This is a genomic window from Geodermatophilus sp. YIM 151500, assembly GCF_025716945.1.
Taxonomy (GTDB): domain Bacteria; phylum Actinomycetota; class Actinomycetes; order Mycobacteriales; family Geodermatophilaceae; genus YIM-151500.
In genome coordinates this window covers 102150-122713 of sequence record NZ_JAOVZT010000008.1, presented here as the reverse complement: position 1 = coordinate 122713, position 20564 = coordinate 102150, and the positions used below count along the sequence as shown (strand labels likewise).

Below are 20564 nucleotides of genomic sequence, written 5' to 3'. Positions count from 1 at the left end.
GGGACCGCCGTGACCGTCACCGCCCCGCACCCGATCGCGCTGGCCGACCGCGGCGCCCGGCGGCTCAGGGTCGCCGGCGCGCTCGCCGGAGTCGGCGTCCGCACCGCGCTGCACCGCGGCAATCCGCGCGCGCGGCAGCGGGCGCAGGTGCTCGCGGCGGCCCGGGTCCTCACCGCGCTCGGCGTGCGGGTCCGGGTCGTGCCGCCGGACGTGGCGTGGCCGCGCACCGGCGGCTCCCTGGCGGTCGACGGGACGGCGGGCCGGCTGGGCGCCCTGGCCACGCTGACCGCCGTCCCCCGGGGCGTCGACGGGTGGGCCGACCTGGCCGACCGCGCCTTCGCCGAACGCGCCCCGGCCGTCCGGCCGCCCGTGACGGGCACGGCGCTGCCCGTGGCGATCCGCTGGCTGGGCCCGGACGGCGCCCCGCTGTCCCCGCACCGCGTGCCGGACGGCCCGGCCGACGCGGCGGCGGCGTCGGGCCTGGTGGTCGAGGTGCGGCTGCTGCCCGCGGTCGACGCCCCGGCTCCCGGGCCGACCGGGACGGGTCCCGGGCCGGCCGGGACGGGTCCCGGGCCGGCCGGGGTGGTCAGCGCAGGGCCGTGACGACCGAGCTGCCCGTCGCGCCGAACGGCTCGACCACGAACCCGAGGTTGGTGAGGACGTCGGCGACAGCGGCGTTCATGCAGCGTCGCACCGTGGCATCGGCCGCGGCGCCCCGCAGCTGGTGCAGGCTCATCCGGTCGTGGGCGTGCCAGCTGACCAGGACGCCGCCGAGCGCCAGCTCGGGCATCAGGCAGACACCACCGGCCGGGTGGCCCTGCGCCGTGCCGTGCAGCGGCAGCCCCGCCTCGACCAGCGTCGCGGCGACCTCCACCACCAGCGTGGTCAGCGGGTCGGTGTCGGACAGCAGCGCGTCCCAGTCGGCCGGGAGCCGGTCGAGCTGACCCCCCAGCTCGGTGAGCCACGCCCGCTCCTCGGGCGCGAGCCGCGGGGTCACGCCGCCGTCGGCGCTCCGGGCGCCGTGCACCGCGATCGCCGGCAGCCCGTCGGCCAGGGCGGCCCAGTCGGCGTCGGTCCGGTCGGCGAACGGGCCGGCGAGCACCCGCGCGGACTCGTCGACCAGCCACCACCCGTGCCCTCCGGCGGGGGGTGCCGGGGCGGGACGGACGGCGAGACCCACCGACCCGGCCCGCGGCTGGTCGGTGGGAGCGCCGGCCGACCGGCGGGCGCGGGCGCTGCCGGCGGGGTGGGCGCCGGAGCGGCTCGGAGCCGGGCGTCGGCGCTGGCCGGCGCCGTTGCGCTCGAACTCGTAGCGGGCCGTCGAGCTGGCGCCCAGGGCGACCACCAGAGCGGTCAGCACGAAGAAGCCCAGCACCGCCGCCGCCGGCCAGCCCACGGTCGCACCCAAGGTCACGCGTCGACTCCTCAGCACCCTCGCCCGCGGCGGGAAGTACCGCGGGGAGCACGAAGCTAGGGCTCCGGGGGCGCGGACCCGGCCGGTTCCGAGGAGGGTCCGTCCGCCTCGTCACCGGATCGTTGCGGCGGGCCCGGTCCGCGGTCGACGACCCGCCCCGCGGAACCCCGGCTTGTCGACAAGCCGCACGCTGACCAGCGGAAACGCCGCCAAGCGGGGTGAGGTCGTCCCTCCTGCCGACGCGACGCGACGGCGTGTCGGGCGCCCCGGACGGCGGGTTCCGGGACGCGGGCCACCCTCCGGTCCGCGGGAGGCGGTCCGTGCAGGCATGATCGGACCGTGCGACGTACCGGTACGGCCGGGCCGGGCAGGCCGAGGTGAGCGACTCCGCGGACGTGCGGGCGGTCCTGGCCGCGGAGGACCGCCGCTACCGGGCGATGCAGGACGGCGATCTGACGACGCTCGACGAGTTGTGCGCCGACGGGCTGAGCTACGCCCACTCCAGCGGCGCCCGGGACACCAAGGCCCAGTACCTGGAGAAGGTCCGGTCCGGCTACTACGTCTACCGGCGCATCGATCACCCGGTCGAACGCGTCGACGTCGTGGGCGACACCGCCATCGTGGTCGGCAGGATGACGGCCGACCTCGAGGTCCGGGGCACGCCCAAGACGATCGACAACCTCGCGCTCGCGGTCTGGACGAGGGCGTCCGGGAACTGGGAGCTGCTGGCCTACGCCCCGACGGCCCTGCCCGGCTGACGCCCCGACGGCCCTGCCCGGTCGACGCCGCCGTGGCCGCTCCCGGGCCGGGCGGCTCAGGACCGGCGCTGCAGCACGAAGTCGTAGCGCGCCTCGACCCAGGGCTCCGACGACGTGCCGCCGTCCGGGGTCTCGCCGGGCGGCCGGTGCTCGAACCGGACCACCAGCTCCTGCTTCGTGCCGAAGACGACGTCGCTGTCCAGGTAGTCCGCACCCTCCTGGAACAGGTGGGTGATCAGCGGCTCGTAGCCCGGCACGTCGAGCAGGAAGTGGATGTGCGCCGGCCGGAAGTGGCTGATCTCCGTCCGCCCGATGAGGTCACCGACCGGTCCGTCCATCGGGATGGTGTACCCCTTCGGCGCGATCGTCCGCACGCAGTACGTGCCGTCCTCGCGGGAGGTGTACTTGGCCCGCAGCCGGGCCTCGTCGACCTCGCCCAGCTGCGCCTCGTAGACGCCCTCGTCGTCGGCCTGCCAGACGTCGAGCACCGCATCCGGCACGGGCTTGCCGTCCAGGTCCCGCACCGTGCCGTGCACGAACAGCGGCTGGCCCGGCAGCCCGTCGGACATGTCCCCGCCGAAGCCCAGCTCCGGGGAACCCGCGATGTGGAAGGGACCGAGGACCGTGGCGGGGGTCGCCGCCGGGTCCAGCCGGTGGTTCATCTGGACGACGAGCATGGACAACCCGAGGACGTCGGAGGCCAGCACGAACTCCAGCCGCTTGTCGTCGCTGATCTGCCCCGTGCGGGTCAGCCACTGCATCGCGGCCATCCACTCGGCCTCGGTCAGCCGCACCTCGCGGGCGAAGTCGTGCAGATGCCGCACCAGCGCGGTCATCAGCTCGGCGAGCCGCGGATCGCGCGCCGTGGCCCAGCGCTCGACGGCGAGGTCGGTGATGTTGTCCTCGGTGACCAGCTGCACGGTCTCCTCCTAGCGGGCCGGGCGGGCGACGGGCGACGTCCGCCTGCGTGGTGCGGTCAGGGGGTCAGGACCAGCCGACCCCCGGTCTCCCCGGCAGCCTGCCGGCGCCAGGCATCGGCGACCTCGGCCAGCGGCAGCACCTGGTGGGCCACGCGGAGCCGGCCCCGCGCGGCGTGCTCCGCGAGGGCCGCCAGAGCGCCGTCGCGCTGGTCCCGGGTCAGGACGTTGTTCGTGTAGCCGAGCACGTCGGCCGCGCGGCCGCGCAGGACGGCCGAGGAGAACTCGGCGAGGTCACCGGACGAGCCGCCGAGGTTGACCAGCCGGCCGCCCGTCGCGAGCACGCGGGAGGCCGCGGTCGCCGCCGTCCCGAAGACCGGGTCGACGACGACGTCGACGTCGCCGCCCAGGGCGTCCCGGAAGCGGACCGTGAGCTCGTCGACGTCGCCCGCGAGCTCGACGACCTCGTCGGCCCCCGCCCGTCGCGCACGCTCCCGGGCCTCCGGCGAACGGGCCACCGCCACGACCCGGCCGGCGCCCAGCAGCTTCGCGGCGCCGACGGCCGCCTGGCCCACCGCGCCACCGGCCCCGAGGACCAGCACCCGCTCCCCCGGCCGGAGCCGGCCCCGCGCGGTGAGGCACATCCACGCGGCGACACCGGACATCCCCAGGGCCGCCAGCTCCGCGTCAGGCACGTCGGCGGAGAGCAGGACCAGGTCCGCCTCGGGGACCGCGCACAGCTCCGCGAGGCTGCCGTCGCCGGGGGCCATCCCGGCGCGGGTCGCGAAGAAGACCCGGGCGCCCTCCGGCAGCACGGCGGAGCGCTCGACGACCCCGACGCCCTGCACCCCGGGCACGTAGGGCGTGGCCGGCCGGCCGAAGTACGACGTCCCCGACGCGCAGAGCAGGTCCAGCGGCGCGATCGGCGCCGCGGTGACCCGGACCAGCGCGTGCCCGGGCGGGGGCTCCGGTGCCGGGTGCTCGCGGTAGCCGGGGGTCTGCCCCGGTGCCTGCAGGACGGCGGCGCGCACGAGCTCACCCCCCCGGGTCGACGTAGACGGCGTTGCGGTCGACGGCGAGATAGGCGTCCATGCCGATCGGCCGGCGCCGCTCCTCGGCGAGCTGGCCGAGCAGCCCCGCCGCCCGGGCCAGCAGGGCGAAGCCGCGCAGCAGCTCGACGGGCAGCCCGAGGTCGGCCAGCGCGGCGCCGCAGACCCCGGCCCCGTTGAGCGGCAGCCGCCGGCCGAGGACCTGCTCGTGCACGCGGCCGATCGCCTCGAACAACCGCAGGTGCGGCCCGCGCAGCCCCTCCTCCTCGGCGATCCGGAGGAGCACGGCGGTCCGCGGGTCACGCTCCTTGTGCACCGGGTGCCCCAGGCCGGGCACGAAGCGCCCGGCGGTGCGCGACTCGCCCACCGCCCGGACGGCGAGGGCGTCCCAGCCGGCGTCGTCCGCGGGCAGCTCGCCCTCCTGCCGCTCGAGCACCTCGTGCAGGTAAGTGCCGCAGTCCTCGGTCACGCCGAGGAACCGGGAACCGCCCCCGAGCAGGCCCGCGGCGAGCGCGCCCTGCAGGGAGTCCGGCGCCGAGAGGTACGTGAGCCGGGCCGCGATCGCCGTCGGCGTGAACCCGTGGTCGGCCAGGGCCACCAACACCGCCTCGAAGACGCGGGTCTCCGAGGGGGTGGGGCGGCGCAGCGCCACGAGCCAGAAGGCCAGCTCACCGAAGCCGACCGACCCCATCAGGTCGGCGGCCAGGTCGCGGCCCAGCAACCGGATGTCGTCGGCCGTGGACGTGCCCAGCGACGTCGGGAACGACAGCCCGTCGCCCGCCGCGCTCATGCCGACCGCTCCTCGCCGGCCGGCTCCGCCAGCCACCGGCGCACCTCCGCGCCGTGCTCGTCCAGCGCCGGCGGAGGGAGGCGGTACTCGGCGGCCGTGGCGGAGAAGGAGATCGGGTTGCGCACCGAAGGGACGGCGGCAGCGCCCTGCCCCACGGTGACCACCGGGTCCAGACCCACCTCGTCGGCGAAGGCCACGCCCTGGTCGATGGTGTTGATCGGCCCGCAGGGGACGCCGGCGGCGATGATCTCGTGGAACCAGTCGAGCTTGGACCGGGTGCGCAGCCGCTCCACCAGCAGCGGGCGCAGCTCGTCGCGGTTGGCGGTGCGGTCCTCGTTGCGCCGGAAGCGGGGGTCGTCGACCAGCTCCGGCACGCCGAGGACCTCGCACAGCCGGCGGAACTGCCCGTCGTTGCCGGCCGTCACGATCAGCTCGCCGTCGGCGCACGGCAGCGGCTCGTACGGGAAGAGGCTCGGATGGCTGTTGCCCATGCGGAAGGGCACCACCCCGCCGGCCACGAAGGCGCTGGTCTGGTTCACCAGCCCCGAGAGCGCGGAGGAGAGCAGGTTGACCTCGACGTGCTGACCCCGGCCGGTCTCGTGCCGGTGGTTCAGCGCCGAGAGGACGCCGATCGTCGCGTGCAGCCCCGCCATGACGTCGAAGAGCGCCACGCCGGCGCGGTACGGCTCGCCGCCGGGATCCCCGGTGAGGCTCATGAACCCGGAGATCGCCTGCACGATGAGGTCGTAGCCGGGCAGCGACCGCCCTCCGGGAGCGCTGCCGAAGCCGCTGATCGAGGCGTAGACCACGCCCGGGTTCCCGGCCGCCACGCTGTCGTAGTCCAGTCCGAAGCGGGCCAGTCCCCCGGGTTTGAAGTTCTCGACGAGCACGTCGGCCCGGCGGGCGAGCTCGCGGGCGAGCCCGGCGTCCGCGGCGTCCTTCAGGTCGAGCGCGACCGAGCGCTTGTTGCGGTTGACCCCGAGGTAGTAGGTGGCCACGCCGTCCCGGACGGGGGGCTGCCAGGTGCGGGTGTCGTCCCCTCCCGGCCCCTCGACCTTGACGACCTCGGCCCCCAGGTCGGCCAGCAGCATGGTGGCGTAGGGGCCCGCCAGGATGCGGGAGAAGTCGGCCACGAGCAGTCCCGCCAGCGGTCCCCGCCCCGGCGCCGCGCCGGGGAGCCCAGGTCCAGAGGTCATCGATCCCCATTCGCTCGCGTCGGCCCCACCCGCTCGCGCCGATGATGGCCGCTCTGCGGACGCATGTCCGTGCCGGAGTCTGGACGGCCAGCGGGCCCGCGTCAACCTCGAACGGCCGCGTCCATCCGTCGTCCCGGATGGCCTTGACACGCCGTCCGTGGCGGCTCCACAGTGTCGGCGCGACGCTGCCGACCGCCCGGCGGACGACCGTCCGAAGTCCGGGTGGCTGTCGAGGAGGACCGCATGAGCCTGACCGACACCCCCGTCGACCCGCAGGCGCACGCCGCCGCCGGACCCCCGGTCGCCGGCCGTCCGCTCGTGTTCCGCGGAGGGACCGTCCTGACGATGGACGACGCCGCCACGGTCCTCCGGGACGCCGACGTGCTCGTCGTCGACGACCGGATCGCCGCGGTCGGCCCCGCCCTCGAGGCGCCGGACGGCACGCAGGAGATCGACGCCCGGGGCGGCATCGTGATGCCCGGCATGATCGACACCCACCGGCACATGTGGCAGACGGCCATGCGGGGCTACGGCGCCGACTGGACGCTGACCCAGTACTTCGTCTGGTACTACCTCGAGCACGGCAAGAAGTTCCGGCCCCAGGACATCGCCGCCGGCAACCGGCTGGCGGCCATCGAGTCGCTGGACGCCGGCGTGACCACCACGGTCGACTGGTCGCACAACCTGCACACCGTCGACCACGGCGAGGCCGCCCTCGAGGCGCTGCGCTCGGTGCCCGGCCGGTTCGTCCTCGCCTACGGCAACATCCAGGCCGGCCCGTGGGAGTGGACCGCCGACCCCGCAGTCCGCTCGCTCCTGGAGCGACTGCGGGACGCCGCCGACGACCGGATGGGCGTGCAGGTCGCCTTCGACGTCACCGGCGACCCGAGCTTCCCCGAGCGGGCCGCGTTCGAGGTCGCCCGCGAGCTGGGCATCCCGGTGACGACGCACGCCGGCGTCTGGGGCGCCACCAACGACGACGGCATCCGGCTCATGCACGAGAACGGGTTCATGACCCCGGACACCGTCTACGTGCACGCCTCGACCCTCACCCGGGACAGCTACCAGCGGATCGCCGCCACCGGGGGCTCCATCTCGGTGGCGACCGAGTCCGAGTGCAGCGCGGGCCAGGGGCACGCGCCCACCGAGCAGGTCCTCCAGTACCGGATCCCGGTGTCGCTGTCGATGGACACCAGCGTGTGGTGGAGCGGCGACATGTTCTCGGCGATGCGGGCGACGCTCAACGCCGACCGCATGGCCGAGCACATGGACGCCCACCTCAAGGGCGAGACGATCACCCACCTGCGGCTGCGGGCGCAGCACGTGGTCGAGTGGTGCACCCGGGGCGGCGCGCACGCTCTCGGCCGCGACGACCTGGGCAGCCTGCAGGAAGGCAAGAAGGCCGACGTCGTGCTGATCAAGAACGACACCTCGCCGGTGTCGTTCCCGCTGCTCAACCCCTACGGCCACGTCGCCTTCCAGGCGCAGCGGGGCGACGTGCACACGGTGGTGGTCGACGGCCGGGTGGTGAAGTACGACGGCGCGCTGGTCGGCATCGACCTGGCCGCCGTGCGCCGGGAGGTCGAGTCGACGGTCGAGTACCTGCGGTCGGAGCTCGGCGAGGAGGCCTGGCAGCAGGGCATGTTCCCCGAGCGGCCGGACGCCGAGGCCGAGATCCTGGAGAACCCGTACCAGTACACCGACTACAAGGACGAGTCCAAGCGCGCCGGCGGGGAGGAGCGGGTCCTCGGCCGATGAGGACTCGGCGGACCCGCGCCGCGGGCCGGCCGGCGGCGCGGGTCGTCCCCGGGCAGCGGCGGCGGAGGTGTGATGGCGGGGCGCGGCGCGGGACCTGACTTCGTGGAGGCCCTGGCCCGGGGACTGGACGTCCTGGCCTGCTTCGACGTCGACCACCGCAGCATGTCGCTGACGGAGGTGGCCACCGCCGCCGGGCTGGCCCGGCCCACCGCCCGGCGGCTGCTGCTCACCCTCGAGGAGCTCGGCTTCGTCCGGTCGTCCGGTGGCGCGTTCTCGCTCACCCCGAAGGTGCTCAGCCTCGGCATGGCCTACATCGGCGCGCTCGGCCTGTGGGACATCGCCCGCCCGCACCTCGAGGCACTGGTCGCCCGCACCGGGGAGTCGTCCTCGATGGCCCAGCTCGACGGCTCGGACATCGTCTACGTCGCGCGGGTGTCGGTGCCCAAGCTGATCGCCCTGAGAGTGGAGATCGGCACGCGTTTCCCCGCCGTCCAGACGTCCCAGGGCAAGGTGCTCCTGGCCGCGCTGCCCCCCGACGAGCTGGCGGCCACGCTCGCCCTGCCCAGCCGCGCCGGGCTGCCGCCCTTCATCGGCCGCTCCGCCGAGCGGTTGCGGGACGAGCTCACCGAGGTCCGGGCACGTGGCTGGGCCCTGGCCGACCAGGAGCTGGCGCCCGGGGTGCGGTCGATCGCCGCGCCGGTCCGCGACAGCACGGGCGTCGTCCGGGCGGCCATGAACGTCACCGTGCACGCGGCCGAGACCTCGACCGATGACCTGCTGCGGAAGCACCTTCCGCTGCTGTTGCGCACCGCCGGTGACGTCAGCGCGGAATGGGCGCTGTGGCAGTCGCGGCCGCACGTGTCGGCCGGCCGCCCGACCGGGAACGGCTCGGCCACGGCATGACCCGCCGACCGGCCGCCGACCGGCCGCTGGGCCGCCGTCCCCGGCCCGCGCCGACACCCGCGAGACCTTCGAGCCGCAGGAGGAGACCGATGCCCAGCCAGCTGCCGGCCTTTCCCACGTCGATCGTCGGGAGCCTCCCCCAGCCGGACTGGCTGATCGACCGGGATCGGTTGGCGCACCGTCTTCCGCCGCGGGTCCGGGCCAGGGAGCTGTGGCGGATCCCCGCCGAGCACCTGGCCGAGGCCCAGGACGACGCCACGCTGCTGGCGATCCTGTCGCAGGAGAGCGCCGGCCTGGACATCCTGACCGATGGGGAGATCCGCCGGGAGTCGTACTCGAACCACTTCGCGACGGCGCTCGACGGGGTCGACGTCGACAACCCCGGCACGGTGCCGGGGCGCTCGGGACAGCCCAACCCGGTGCCCCGCGTCGTCGGTGAGATCTCCCGCCCCGGCCCCGTCGAGGTCGACGACGTCCGGTTCCTCCGCGCGCACACGGACCGGACGGTCAAGGTCACGGTGCCCGGGCCGTTCACGATGTCGCTGCAGGCCCAGAACGACCACTACCCCGACGCGCGCAGCCTCGCGCTGGCCTACGCCGAGGTCGTCCGCGAGGAGATCGCCGACCTCTTCGCCGCCGGGGCCGACATCGTGCAGGTCGACGAGCCCTGGCTGCAGGCGCGTCCCGAGGCGGCCCGCCAGTACGGTGCCGAGGCGCTGACGCGTGCGCTGGAGGGTGCCGCGGGGATCACGGCCGTGCACATCTGCTTCGGCTACGCCGCGATCGTCCACGAGCGCCCGCAGGGCTACTCGTTCCTCGCGGAGCTGGCCGACACCCCCGTCGACCAGGTCTCCGTGGAGACCGCGCAGTCGCGGCTGGATCCGGCGAGCCTGCGGCCGCTGCGGGGCAAGGGCGTCGTCCTCGGCGTCCTCGACCTGTCGACCCCCGAGGTCGAGACACCGGCGACGGTGGCCGAGCGGGTCCGCCGAGCACTCGACGACGTCAACCCGGACACGCTCGTGCTGTCCAGCGACTGCGGGCTGAAGTACCTCCCCCGTGCCTCGGCCGAGGGCAAGATGCGCTCCCTCGTCGCCGCCGCGGAGTTGCTGCGGCAGGAGCTGTAGGACGCCCCGGGGGGCACACCCGGAGCGAGGGCGGCCTCCGGTCCGATCCGCGCCGAGACCCCGCGGATCGCTGGTCCGGGCTGTGCCGGTGCCTGTGCCGTCACGACGCGGAGGGCGTGGGATTCGAACCCACGAGGAGCGGTGAACTCCTAGCGGTTTTCAAGACCGCCGCACTAGGCCACTATGCGAGCCCTCCTAGCAGGCCACATCCCATGCTACGGAGTCCCCTCGCTGGATCTACTGGGCTCCCTAGGTTCTGGCCGGTCGTGAGGCGGGAGCGACCGGAGGTCTTCTTCGGCGCGGCCGCAACACGTCAGCCAAGCCGGTGCGGCTCGATGTCCGTCCCCGGCGGCGGCCCGGGCCGGCGAGGCGGAGCGGAGCAGCGCCTCGGGGTCGAGGTAGATCGAGGCTCAGCGCCGGCGACGGGCCGCGAGGACGGCGACGAGCACCGCGCCCGCGGCCAGCGCGACCGCGCGCACCTCGCGGCGGCCGACCCGCAGCACTCCGGGCACGTGCAACCGGGCGCGCCGCGTGCCGAGGGCCACCGCCCCGGTGGTCGACCCCACGTCGGCGCCCAGCGTCACGACCGGGCCGTCCGGGCCCTCGACGTGCGCGGTGAGGCCGTGCGCGGCCAGGGAATCGGCCATCCGGGCGAGGTCCGCCCGGCCGGGCGGCCGCCCGGTCCGGGCCGCGGCGGCGTCCCGGACCGCGGCCAGGGCACCGCGGACGTCGTCGGCGACCACGTGCACGTGCGAGCCGCCGTCCGCTCGGACGTGCACGGGCGTCCCGTCGACCTCGATCGACAGGTCGGCGGTCACGCCGAGGGCGCGCCCGCCCTCGGGGCTCATCCCCTGCCGGCGTTCTCGGCGGTCGTGATGCGCAGCGTGCCGTGCAGCCGCCAGACCGCCCGCGGAGCATCGGGACCGGTCTCGCGCGGCACCTCGACCACCATGTCGACGAACTCGTAGTTGATCGCCGCACCCTTGCCGGTGAGGTAGGTCCACATCTCCTTGCCGAGGTCGGCGAAGCTCGTCGCCTCGTGCGCCTTGATGTCGCGCGAACCGGTCGCAGCGTCGGTGCTGCTCATGGTCATGGGTTCCCCCGTGGTCTCCGTGCCGGCACGGGTCGGCCGGCTCGGGGTCAGCATGCGCAGCGGGCGCACCGGGCGCCACTCGGCGCCACTCGTCGGTGGCCGGCCGCGGGTGCGGGTCGGCGGTCGCGCAGAATGCTGAGCCGGGCGGTCGTCGGCATCCGGGGAGGTCGGGCATGGCCTCCGGGACGACGACGGCGGGCTCGCCCGTGCGGCGCCGGCTGCACCTGCTCGCACCCGCCGCCGCCCTGACCCTCGTCGCGCTCTGCCTGCGCGGGCCGTTCGCCGCGGTCGGCCCGCTGCTCGGCGAGCTCGGCGCCGAGCTCGCCGTCCCGGTCCCGACGCTGGCCGTGCTGGCCGCGGTGCCGCTGGTGTGCTTCGGCGTGCTGTCACCGCTCGCCCCCGTGCTGGCGACCCGCATCGGCCTGCACAGCGCTGTGGTGGCGGGCATGGTGCTGCTCGCCGCCGGCGTCGCCCTCCGCCTGGCCGGCGTGGCCGGGCTGTTCGCCGGCACGGTGCTGCTCGGCGTCGGCACCGCGGTGGCCAACGTGCTGCTGCCCGCCGTGGCCCGCGCGGAGTACGGGGCGCGTGCGGCCGCCGTGGTGGGCCTGGTCACCGCCTCGATGGCGACGTCCGCGGCGCTCGGCACCGGGCTGGCGCAGCCGCTGACCGGCCTCGCCGGCAGCGCCGTGGTCGGGCTGGCGCTGTGGCTGGTGCCGGTGCTGGTCGCCGGCCTGGCCGTCGCCGCCCTGGCCCGGGCCCGGCGGGGCGCGGCCGGGGACCTGCCGGCGCGCCCCGGCCGCCGCGGCATCCTCCGCGACCGCGTGGCGGTGGCCGTGACCCTCTTCCTCGGCCTCCAGTCCCTGTCGTTCTACGCGATGCTCACCTGGCTGCCCGAGGTGCTCGAGGTCGAGGCGGGCCTCTCGGCCGTGGCCGCCGGCGGGTACACGGCGGCGGCCGCGGTGCTCGGCGGGCCGGCGTCCCTCGTCGTCCCGATGCTGGCGACCCGCCGCCCGGGGCAGGGGGTGTGGGTGTTCCTGACGACGGCGCCCATCGCCGCCGGCGTCGCGGGCCTGCTGGTCGCGCCGTCCGCGGCGCCGCTGCTGTGGGCGCTGCTGTGGGGGCTGGGCACCGGCACGGCCTTCCCGTTGGCCATGACGCTGGTGTTGGTGCGCAGCCGCGACGTCGCGCAGACCGGGCGGCTGTCGGCGGCCGCGCAGAGCGTCGGCTACCTGCTCGCGGCCACCGGCCCGGTGGCCCTCGGCGTGCTGGCCGACGTCACCGGCGGGTGGACGGCGGGGCTGGTCCTGCTGCTGGCGATGGTGGTGGGGCAGACGGCGGCGGGCTGGGCCGCCGCCCGCCCGCGCCTGCTCGGCGAGCACGCCTGACGCCGTCGGTCGGGGAACCGCGACCCCCGGTCCCGCGACCGCTCACTCGGCGGGCACGGTGCCGGCCTTCTCCCCCTCCGGCACCTCGCGGCCGACCACGCCGTGCAGGTGGCACGCGGCGAGCTGGCCGGGCGCACCGGCCGGCTGCAGCGCGGGGTCGACGTCGTCGCACGGCTCGAAGACGTACGGGCAGCGGGTGCGGAACCGGCATCCGCTGGGCACGGCCGCCGGCGACGGCACGTCACCGGTGAGGACGACGCGCTCGCGGGACCGCTCGACCGACGGGTGCGGCACCGGCACCGCCGACAGCAGCGCCTGCGTGTATGGCATCTGCGGCTCGCGGCCGACCGCGGCGGCCGGCCCGAGCTCGACGATCCGGCCCAGGTACATCACCGCGATCCGGTCGGAGATGTGCCGGACCGCGGACAGGTCGTGCGAGATGAACAACAGCGTGAGCCCGAGCTGCCGCTGCAGCCGGCGCAGCAGGTTGAGCACCTGGGCCTGCACGCTGACGTCGAGCGACGCGATGGCCTCGTCGCACACCAGGAAGTCGGGCTCGCCGGCCAGCGCGCGGGCGATGCCGACCCGCTGCCGCTGCCCACCGGAGAACTCGTGCGGGTAGCGGCCGGACACCGCCGGGTCCAGGCCGACCAGCTCCAGCAGCTCCCCCACCCGGGCGGCCCGCTCCCGCCGTCCGGGGCGCAGGCCGTGCACCTCCAGCGGCTCGGCCACGGTCTGCGCCACGGTGCGGCGCGGGTCGAGGGAGGCGAACGGGTCCTGGAAGACCATGCCGGCGCGGCGGCGCAGCGCGCGCAGCTGCCGGCGGCCCAGCGCGGTGACGTCGGTGCCGTCGAACTCGACCCGGCCACCGGTGGGCTCGACCAGCCGCAGCAGCGCGTTGCCCAGCGTCGACTTGCCGCAGCCGGACTCGCCGACCAGGCCGAGCGTCTCGCCGCGGCGGATGTCGAGGTCGACGCCGTCCACGGCCCGCACCGCCCCGACCTGCCGGCGGCGCACACCGGAGCCCCGGATCGGGAAATGCACCTCCAGCCCGCGGGCGGAGACCAGGACGTCGTCGTCCAGCCGGCCGCTCACGGTGCTCTCCCGGCGGCCGCCGCCCCGCTGCCGCGCGCCGGCGCCTCGTCCTCGCCGCACCAGGTCGCCGCCCGGTGCGGCGGCTCGCGGCGGTCATGGCCGTGACCGCCGCGGAGGACGGGGGCGAGGGGCGGCTGCTCGGTCTCGCACCGCGGATCACCGCGCACCGGGCAGCGCGGCCAGAAGACGCACCCCTCGGGCAGGTCGGTCGGCGGCGGCGGGGTGCCGGGCACGGTCGCCAGCTCGCCGTCGTCGCGGTCCAGCGCCAGGTCGGGCAGCGCGCCGAGGAGGCCGCGCGTGTAGGGGTGCGCGGGCCGCTCCAGGACGTCGTCGGCCGTGCCGTCCTCCACGCAGCGCCCGCCGTACATGACCAGCACCCGGTCGGCGATGCCGGCGACGACGCCGAGGTCGTGGGTGATCCACACGACGCCGGTGCCGTGGTCGCGCTGCAGCCGCTCGACCAGCTCGAGGATCTGCGCCTGCACGGTCACGTCGAGCGCGGTGGTCGCCTCGTCGGCGATCAGCAGGGACGGCGAGTTCGACAGCGCGATCGCGATCATCACCCGCTGCCGCATGCCGCCCGACAGCTCGTGCGGATAGCGGTCGAGCGCCCGGCGCGGATCGGGCAGGCCCACCTCGCCGAGCAGCTCGGCGGCCCGGTCGCGGGCGGCCGGCCTGGGCACGTCGGCGTGCGCCCGGATGCCCTCGACCAGCTGACGCCCGACGGTGAGCACCGGGTTGAGCGAGGTCATCGGGTCCTGGAACACCATGCCGACGCCGGCGCCGCGGATCCGGCGCAGCCGGTCGTCGGGCAGGGTCAGCAGGTCCTCGCCGCGCAGCAGCGCCCGCCCGGTCACCGTCGCCGACCGGGTGGGCAGCAGCCCGAGCAGGGCGAGCACCGAGACGCTCTTGCCGCTGCCCGATTCCCCCACCACGGCCACCGTCTCGCCCTCGCCGACGGTGTAGCTGAGCCCGTTGACCACCGCCGCGGGACCGCGCGGCGTCCGCAGCCGCACGCACAGGTCGTCGACCTCGAGCAGCGGCGCCGTCACCGACCGCCCCCGCCCATCAGCGTGCGCTGCCGCGGGTCGAGCACGTCGCGCAGCCCGTCGCCGAGCAGGTTGAAGCACAGCACGGTCAGGAAGATGGCCATGCCGGGGAAGAACGCGATCCACCAGGCGAGCTCGATGTAGCCGCGGCCCTCGGCGAGCATCAACCCCCACGACGGGTTCGGCGGCTGGGTGCCCAGGCCGAGGAACGACAGCGCCGCCTCGGCGAGCACCGCGAACGCCAGGCTGATCGAGGTCTGCACGATGATCGGCGGGGCGGCGTTGGGCAGCACGTGCCGGGTGAGCAGCCGGAGGTCCCCGGCTCCGACGGAGCGGGAGGCGCGCACGTACACCTCCTCCCGGACGCCGAGCACGCTGGCCCGGGTCACCCGGGCGAAGATCGGCACGTAGACGACGGCGATGGCCAGCGCGGTGTTGCCCGAGCCGGGCCCGCGGACGGCGAGCACGGCGATCGCGAGCAGCACGGCCGGGAAGGCGAACAGCATGTCCATGACCCGCATCAGGACGTCGTCCACCCACCGGCCGTAGAAGCCGGCCAGCAGCCCGATGGTGCTGCCGACCACGAGCGCGATGAGCACGGCCAGGAAGCCCACCCGCAGCGACACCGAGGCGCCCAGGATGATCCGGCTCAGGACGTCGCGGCCCAGGTCGTCGGTGCCGAACGGGTGCTCGAGGCCCGGCGGCTGCAGCCGGCCGGCCACGTCGATCTCGTTGGCGCCCTGCGGGGCCAGCGGCTCGTCGAAGACCGCGACCAGCACGATCAGCAGCAGCAGGACGGCGGCGACGGCGGCCGTGGGGTTGCCGGCCAGCAACCGCAGCGTCTCCCGCCACCGCGGTCGGGCGGGCCGCAGCGTCGCCGTCCGCCCGCCCGCCGGGCCCGGCGAGCCGCCCGGCGCCTCGGACGGCGTCTCGGCCGGCGTCTCGGACGGCGTCTCGGCCGGTGGCGTGCCGCCCGGCGGCGGCCCGGGGGTCGGCTGGACGCTCACCTGCGGATCCTCGGGTCGATGGCGGTGTAGAGCAGGTCGACCAGCAGGTTGATCACCAGGAACACCAGCGCGAACAGCAGGATGGCGCCCTGCAGCACCGGGTAGTCGCGGGCCTGCACCGATTGGAGCGCCAGCTGGCCGAGGCCGGGCCAGGCGAAGACGATCTCCACCACCACCACGCCGGAGAGCAGGTAGGCCAGCTGCACGCCGGTCACCGTGACCAGCGGCAGCAGGGCGTTGCGCAGCACGTGCCAGGTGAGCACCTGCCGCCGGGGCAGGCCCTTGGCCTCCGCCGTCCGCACGTGGTCGGAACCCAGCGCCTCCAGGACGCTGCTCCGCACGAACCGGGTGATCACCGAGCCGGACACCACCCCGGTGACCACCGCCGGCATGATCAACCGCTGCAACCAGCCGAGCGGGTCCTCGCCGAGCGGAACGTAGCCGCCCGTCGGCAGCCAGCCCAGGGTGCCGGCGAAGACCAGGATGAGCACGATGCCCATCCAGAAGTCCGGCACCGAGATGCCGAACTGGCTGAACACCGTGGCGGCCCGGTCGACGACGGTCCGCGGGCGCAGCGCCGAGACGGTGCCGAGCGGGACGGCGATCAGCAGCGCGACCAGCAGCGAGGCGAACGCCAGGGTCACCGTGGCCGGCAGCCGCTCGAGGATCAGCAGGGTCACCGGGTCGCCGCTGCGGAAGCTGACCCCGAGGTCACCGGTCAGCGCCCGGCCGGCCCAGCCGAAGAACTGCTGCACCAGCGGCTGGTCCAGGCCGGAGCGGGCGAGCAACGCGTCGTAGGTGGCCTGGTCGAAGCGGGTGCCGAGGGCCAACCGCACCGGGTCGCCCGGCACGAGGTGCACCAGGGCGAACACGATCACGCTCACCCCGGCGAGCACCACGGCCGACTGGCCGGTGCGGCGCAGCAGGTACCCGGTCACGGCGCGGACCCCGTCCGGCGGGGCCTCACCCGGCGAGCCGCCAGGTCACGGCAGCTGGACGCTCTCGAAGTTGATCGCCTTGTCCGCGCGGATCTGGTAGCCCTGCAGACCCGGCGTCCAGGCCTGCACCACGTCGGGGTTGTAGAGGTACACGTACGAGGCGTCGTCGACGATCAGCTGCGCCGCCTGGTCGTAGATCTGCTTGCGGGCGTCCTGGTCGGTCTCGGCCGCGCCCTCCTGCAGCAGCCGGTCGACCTCCGGGTTGCTGTAGCCCTGGTAGTTGTTGGACCCGTCGGTGATGTGCTGCTCCTGGTAGTAGGCGGCCGGGTCGAGGTTGCCCAGCCAGCCGAGCAGGAAGGCGTCGAAGTCGCCGTCGCCCTGGCGCGAGAGCCAGGTGGCGAAGTCCTCGTTCTGCACCTCGACGGTGATCCCGATCGGCTCCAGCTGGCTGGCGATCACCTGCGCGGCGGTGACCGTCTCGGGGAACTCGTCGGTCACCATCAGCCCCATGGTGAGCGGCGTCTGGACGCCGGCCCCCTCGAGCAGCTGCCGGGCGGCCTCAGGATCGGCCTGGTACGGCGCGTAGTCGTAGTAGAAGAAGCTGTCCTCGGGGATCGCCGTTTGGTTGGCCCGGGCGGCACCGAACTTGGCCGCCTCGGCGACCGCCTCGCGGTCGATCGCGGTGGCGATCGCCCGGCGGACGTCCCGGTTGCCCCACGGCTCCCGGTCGTAGTTCATCGACAGGTACCAGTAGTCGACGCTGGGCGTGGCGGCCAGCTCCACGGCCTGCTCGCCCTCCAGCGCCTGGATCTGCTGCGGCGGCACGTTGTCGGTCCACTGCACCTCGCCGTTCTGCAGCGCGGTCAGCGCGGCGGCCGGCTCGGTGATGTAGCGGAACTCGACGCCGTCGACCGTGACGTCGCCGCCCCAGTAGTCGGGGTAGGCGGTGAGCACCGTGCTGCTCGCGTCGGAGCTCTCGAGCTGGAACGGCCCGGTGCCGACGGCCTCGATGGTCAGGTCGAGCTCGTCGGCCGCCCCCTCCGGGATGATCGACATGCCCTTGAAGGCGCCGATCCGCTCGAGCAGGTTCGGCGTCTGCTGGCCGAGCGTCATGACCACGGTCTGCGGACCGTCGGCCTCGATCGACTCCACCGTGGCGAACCGGTAGGCGTTGGACAGGTCCTCGTCGATGATCCGGTTGTACGAGTAGACGACGTCGGCGGAGTCGAACTCGCTGCCGTCGTGGAACGTGACGCCCTCGCGGAGGGTGAACGTCCAGGTCAGGCCGTCCTCGCTGGTCTCCCAGCTCTCGGCCAGGCTCGGCTCCATCGTCAGGTCCTCGGCGTTCGGCACGACGAGGGTGTCGTAGACGTTCTCGAGCACCTGGAAGCTCGGGTACGCCGTGGTCACGTGCGGGTCGAGCTGGTCCGGCTGGGCGGCGACCGCGGCGACGAGCGTGTTCTCGCCCCCGCCACCGCCTCCCCCGCCCGTACCGGTGTCGACGCCCTCACCCCCCGAGCAGGCGCTGACGGCGAGCGCGCCGGCAGCGGTCAGGGCGAGCAGTCGGGTGGAGCGCACGGGTTCGTCCTCCGGCGTCGGCAGCAGCTAGCCCCTCGACCCTTCCGGTCCGCGCGCCGGGTCGCCACCTCAACGCCGACGTTCCGGTGATCGTTGCCGCATCGAGATCCGACCGTCACACGACCGTCGGTTGACGTACCCGTCGGTCGACGTGGAGGAGGTACGTCGCGGTCACCGCGACGGATCTCCTCCCTCAGCGGGGGCGGACGGTGCCGAGGAGGTGCTCGGCGCCGGTGTCGGCGTTGCGGACGGCGAGGTCCCAGCCGCCGCCGACCTCCGCCGTGGCCAGCGTGACCGTGGAGGGCAGGAAGAGCGGCTTGCGGAATGCCACGTCGACGCTCGCCGCCGCGGGCAGCCGGCCCTCCAGGGCCGCCAGCGCCCGGGCGGCGACCCACATGCCGTGCGCGATCGCCCGCTTGAACCCGAAGGCCTTGGCGGTCAGCCCGGACAGGTGGATGGGGTTCACGTCGCCGGAGACCTTCGCGTAGCGGCGTCCGGTGTCGCCGTCGACCAGCCAGCGGATGGTGCCGTCGGGCACGTCGCCGACCTCGACCGTGACCTCGGCCTCCGGCGCGCCGTCCGGCGGCGTCGCCCCCCGCGCGAGGTAGGTCGACCGGCCGCGCCACACCTCGGCCCCGTCGGCGGAGACCGATGCGCACAGGTCGACGGTGGCACCCGACCGGTGCCGGGCGAACCGCTCGGCCCACACCTCCAGGTCCAGCGCCTCACCGGTGCCGATCGGCCGCAGCGCGTCGATGCGGTTGCGCACGTGCACGAGGCCGGGCAGCGCCAGCGGGAAGGCCCGGTCGCTCATCAGCGCGACCTGCAGCGGGAAGGCCAGCACGTGCGGGAACGTCGGCGGCAGGACGTCGGACAGCCCGAACCCGCAGACCCGGGCGTACCCGGCCAGCTGCTGCTGGTCGGCCCGGACGCCGGTGCGCGCCAGCCGGGTGGTGGGCAGGTCGCCGCCGCGGCCGCGCGCGGTCACCGCGGCGCGGGCGAACAGCGCCGGCAGCGACGGCGCGGACGCCAGCTCGGTGCGGCCCGCCGCATCGCCGGGAGCAGCCGAACCCATCACGCCCCCAGGAACGACTGGCCGCAGACCCGCACGACCTGCCCGTTGACCCCCGTCGATTCCGGCTGGGCCAGCCAGGCGACGGTCTCGGCGACGTCGACCGGCAGCCCGCCCTGCTGCAGGGAGTTGATCCGGGAGCCGATCTCGCGGGTGCCGAAGGGCATCCGCGCGGTCATCTCGGTGACGATGAAGCCGGGCGCGACGGCGTTGATGGTCGCGCCGCGCTCGGCGAGGGCCGGCGCCCAGGCGCGCACCATGCCGATGACCCCCGCCTTGGAGGCCGCGTAGTTGGTCTGCCCGCGGTTGCCGGCGATGCCGGACTGGGAGCTGACGCAGACCACCCGCCCGCCGGGCCGGAGCAGGCCGTCGGCGTCGAGCAGCGCCTGCGTGAGGTCGAGCTGGGCCTGCAGGTTGACCGCCATGACCGCGTTCCAGCGGGCGGCGTCCATGTTGACCAGCAGCTTGTCGCGGGTGATGCCGGCGTTGTGGACGACGACGTCGACCCCGCCGTGCCGCTCCCGCAGGTGGCCGACCAGCCGCTCGGGGGCGTCGGGCGCGGTGATGTCGAGCTGCAACGCCGTCCCGCCGACCTCGTTGGCGACGCCGGCGAGCGCCTGGCCGGCGGCCGGCAGGTCGACCACGACCACGTGCGCGCCGTCGCGGGCCAGCACCCGGGCGATGGCCGCGCCGATGCCCCGGGCCGCGCCGGTGACGACGGCGACCTTGCCGGCGAGCGGGCGGTCGTCGTCCTGCCCGTCGGTGGCGCCCGCGGCCGTCAGGGTGACCACCTGGCCGTCCACGTACGCCGACCGGCCGGACAGGAAGAACCGCACCGGGCCGGCGAGCCCGCCCTCGGCGCCGTCCGGCACGAGCAGCAGGTTGGCCGTCGCGCCGCCGCGCAGCTCCTTGGCGGTGGAACGGACCAGTCCTTCCAGCGCCTGCCGGGCCGCGGCCTGCGCCGGGTCGGCGGCCTCCGACGGCGGCTCGGCGAGCACCAGCACCCGGCCGGACGGCGCGAGCCGCCGCAGCGCGGGGGCGAGGAAGTCGTGCGCGGCGGCCAGGTCGGCCGGCGTCCGCAGGCCCGTGGCGTCGAGCAGGACGGCGGCCGTTCGCTCCCCGTCGGTGCCGCCGTCGGCGGTCACCGGCGACAGGAGGGTCACGCCGGCGTCCTTCAGGACGGCGGTCAGCGGATCGCGCAGCCGGCCCTCCCCCGCCGTGCCGACCACCGCGGGGCCGGGCAGCAGCGGAGCGCCGGGCTCGTGGCGGCGCAGCACGGCCGGGCGGGGCAGCCCGAGCCGCTTGGTCAGCGTGGCGCCCACGCCGGAGTTGGTGAAGTCGCGGTACCAGTCGCTCACGATGAGGTCGTCCTCCGGGATCGGTTGCGTCACGGGAGCATCGGGGGTGCCATCTCGGCCGAGATGGCGGGACGGCGGGG

At 75.3% G+C, this 20564-nt stretch carries 20 protein-coding genes and 1 tRNA gene; 6 read left to right on the top strand and 15 right to left on the bottom strand.

What is annotated here, in order from left to right:
* The first annotated feature begins 9 nt into the window (after nt 1-9).
* Nucleotides 10-603 carry a hypothetical protein gene (locus OF117_RS14810; protein ID WP_263553609.1) on the top strand — a complete coding sequence of 198 codons (594 nt, stop codon included), beginning with the start codon at nt 10-12 and terminating at the stop codon, nt 601-603.
* On the opposite strand, the gene OF117_RS14805 is transcribed toward OF117_RS14810, so the two are convergent.
* Entirely contained in the window at nt 587-1414 is an 828-nt protein-coding gene (locus OF117_RS14805; RefSeq protein WP_263553608.1) for a hypothetical protein, read from the bottom strand. The genes OF117_RS14810 and OF117_RS14805 overlap by 17 nt on opposite strands.
* A 377-nt stretch (nt 1415-1791) precedes the next feature.
* Here OF117_RS14805 and OF117_RS14800 point away from each other — a divergent pair, with 377 nt between their 5' ends.
* A complete protein-coding gene (locus OF117_RS14800; RefSeq protein ID WP_263553607.1) occupies nt 1792-2172 on the top strand; it encodes a nuclear transport factor 2 family protein in 381 nt (126 codons plus the stop codon).
* Between the two features lie 56 nt (nt 2173-2228).
* Here the strand turns inward: OF117_RS14800 and OF117_RS14795 are convergent, their stop codons facing one another.
* The 4 genes from OF117_RS14795 to OF117_RS14780 are packed head-to-tail and all read right to left on the bottom strand — an operon-like array spanning nt 2229 to nt 6124.
* Nucleotides 2229-3092 (bottom strand): dioxygenase, encoded by an 864-nt coding sequence (locus OF117_RS14795; protein WP_263553606.1) that lies wholly within the window; start codon nt 3090-3092, stop codon nt 2229-2231.
* Nucleotides 3093-3148: 56 nt separating this feature from the next.
* The gene (locus OF117_RS14790; RefSeq protein WP_263553605.1) at nt 3149-4120 is read right to left on the bottom strand and encodes a zinc-binding alcohol dehydrogenase family protein; all 972 of its coding nucleotides are present in this window, start codon (nt 4118-4120) and stop codon (nt 3149-3151) included.
* A 4-nt stretch (nt 4121-4124) separates the two neighbouring features.
* Nucleotides 4125-4928: a citryl-CoA lyase gene (locus OF117_RS14785; RefSeq protein WP_263553604.1), complete on the bottom strand. Its 804-nt coding sequence runs from the start codon at nt 4926-4928 to the stop codon at nt 4125-4127.
* The gene (locus OF117_RS14780) at nt 4925-6124 is read right to left on the bottom strand and encodes a CaiB/BaiF CoA transferase family protein (RefSeq protein ID WP_263553603.1); all 1200 of its coding nucleotides are present in this window, start codon (nt 6122-6124) and stop codon (nt 4925-4927) included. Before OF117_RS14780 ends, OF117_RS14785 begins: the two co-directional genes overlap by 4 nt.
* Before the next feature lie 243 nt (nt 6125-6367).
* Here OF117_RS14780 and OF117_RS14775 point away from each other — a divergent pair, with 243 nt between their 5' ends.
* The 3 genes from OF117_RS14775 (at nt 6368) to OF117_RS14765 (ending at nt 9909) form a co-directional block, all read left to right on the top strand.
* A complete protein-coding gene (locus OF117_RS14775; protein WP_263553602.1) occupies nt 6368-7882 on the top strand; it encodes an amidohydrolase family protein in 1515 nt (504 codons plus the stop codon).
* Between the two features lie 72 nt (nt 7883-7954).
* On the top strand, nt 7955-8785 hold the full coding sequence (locus tag OF117_RS14770; protein WP_263553601.1) for an IclR family transcriptional regulator C-terminal domain-containing protein: 831 nt from the start codon (nt 7955-7957) through the stop codon (nt 8783-8785).
* Between the two features lie 89 nt (nt 8786-8874).
* The gene (locus OF117_RS14765; RefSeq protein WP_263553600.1) at nt 8875-9909 is read left to right on the top strand and encodes a uroporphyrinogen decarboxylase family protein; all 1035 of its coding nucleotides are present in this window, start codon (nt 8875-8877) and stop codon (nt 9907-9909) included.
* 108 nt (nt 9910-10017) lie between these two features.
* Here OF117_RS14765 and OF117_RS14760 read toward each other — a convergent pair.
* From OF117_RS14760 to OF117_RS14750, 3 genes are all read right to left on the bottom strand, one after another.
* Nucleotides 10018-10105: transfer RNA gene (locus tag OF117_RS14760), tRNA-Ser, on the bottom strand.
* Nucleotides 10106-10319: 214 nt separating this feature from the next.
* Nucleotides 10320-10757, bottom strand: coding sequence for a hypothetical protein (locus OF117_RS14755; protein WP_263553599.1), 438 nt, complete (start codon nt 10755-10757; stop codon nt 10320-10322).
* Nucleotides 10754-10996, bottom strand: a complete 243-nt coding sequence (locus tag OF117_RS14750; protein WP_263553598.1) for a hypothetical protein — start codon at nt 10994-10996, stop codon at nt 10754-10756. Before OF117_RS14750 ends, OF117_RS14755 begins: the two co-directional genes overlap by 4 nt.
* A gap of 179 nt (nt 10997-11175) precedes the next feature.
* On the opposite strand from OF117_RS14750, the gene OF117_RS14745 reads away from it, so the two are divergent.
* A complete protein-coding gene (locus OF117_RS14745; RefSeq protein WP_263553597.1) occupies nt 11176-12387 on the top strand; it encodes an MFS transporter in 1212 nt (403 codons plus the stop codon).
* A 42-nt stretch (nt 12388-12429) separates the two neighbouring features.
* Here the strand turns inward: OF117_RS14745 and OF117_RS14740 are convergent, their stop codons facing one another.
* The 7 genes from OF117_RS14740 to OF117_RS14710 form a co-directional block, all read right to left on the bottom strand.
* Nucleotides 12430-13482, bottom strand: a complete 1053-nt coding sequence (locus OF117_RS14740; RefSeq protein ID WP_263553596.1) for an ABC transporter ATP-binding protein — start codon at nt 13480-13482, stop codon at nt 12430-12432.
* Entirely contained in the window at nt 13479-14534 is a 1056-nt protein-coding gene (locus OF117_RS14735) for an ABC transporter ATP-binding protein (RefSeq protein WP_263553595.1), read from the bottom strand. Before OF117_RS14735 ends, OF117_RS14740 begins: the two co-directional genes overlap by 4 nt.
* Entirely contained in the window at nt 14531-15538 is a 1008-nt protein-coding gene (locus tag OF117_RS14730; RefSeq protein WP_263553594.1) for an ABC transporter permease, read from the bottom strand. Before OF117_RS14730 ends, OF117_RS14735 begins: the two co-directional genes overlap by 4 nt.
* Complete coding sequence (locus OF117_RS14725) at nt 15535-16476, bottom strand: ABC transporter permease (protein ID WP_263553593.1); 942 nt, start codon at nt 16474-16476, stop codon at nt 15535-15537. The genes OF117_RS14730 and OF117_RS14725 overlap by 4 nt, the downstream gene beginning before the upstream one ends.
* A 45-nt stretch (nt 16477-16521) precedes the next feature.
* On the bottom strand, nt 16522-18054 hold the full coding sequence (locus OF117_RS14720; RefSeq protein ID WP_263553592.1) for an ABC transporter substrate-binding protein: 1533 nt from the start codon (nt 18052-18054) through the stop codon (nt 16522-16524).
* 193 nt (nt 18055-18247) lie between these two features.
* A complete protein-coding gene (locus OF117_RS14715) occupies nt 18248-19129 on the bottom strand; it encodes a MaoC/PaaZ C-terminal domain-containing protein (RefSeq protein WP_263553591.1) in 882 nt (293 codons plus the stop codon).
* The gene (locus tag OF117_RS14710) at nt 19129-20517 is read right to left on the bottom strand and encodes a 3-oxoacyl-ACP reductase (protein WP_263553590.1); all 1389 of its coding nucleotides are present in this window, start codon (nt 20515-20517) and stop codon (nt 19129-19131) included. The genes OF117_RS14715 and OF117_RS14710 overlap by 1 nt, the downstream gene beginning before the upstream one ends.
* Between the last annotated feature and the right edge of the window lie 47 nt (nt 20518-20564).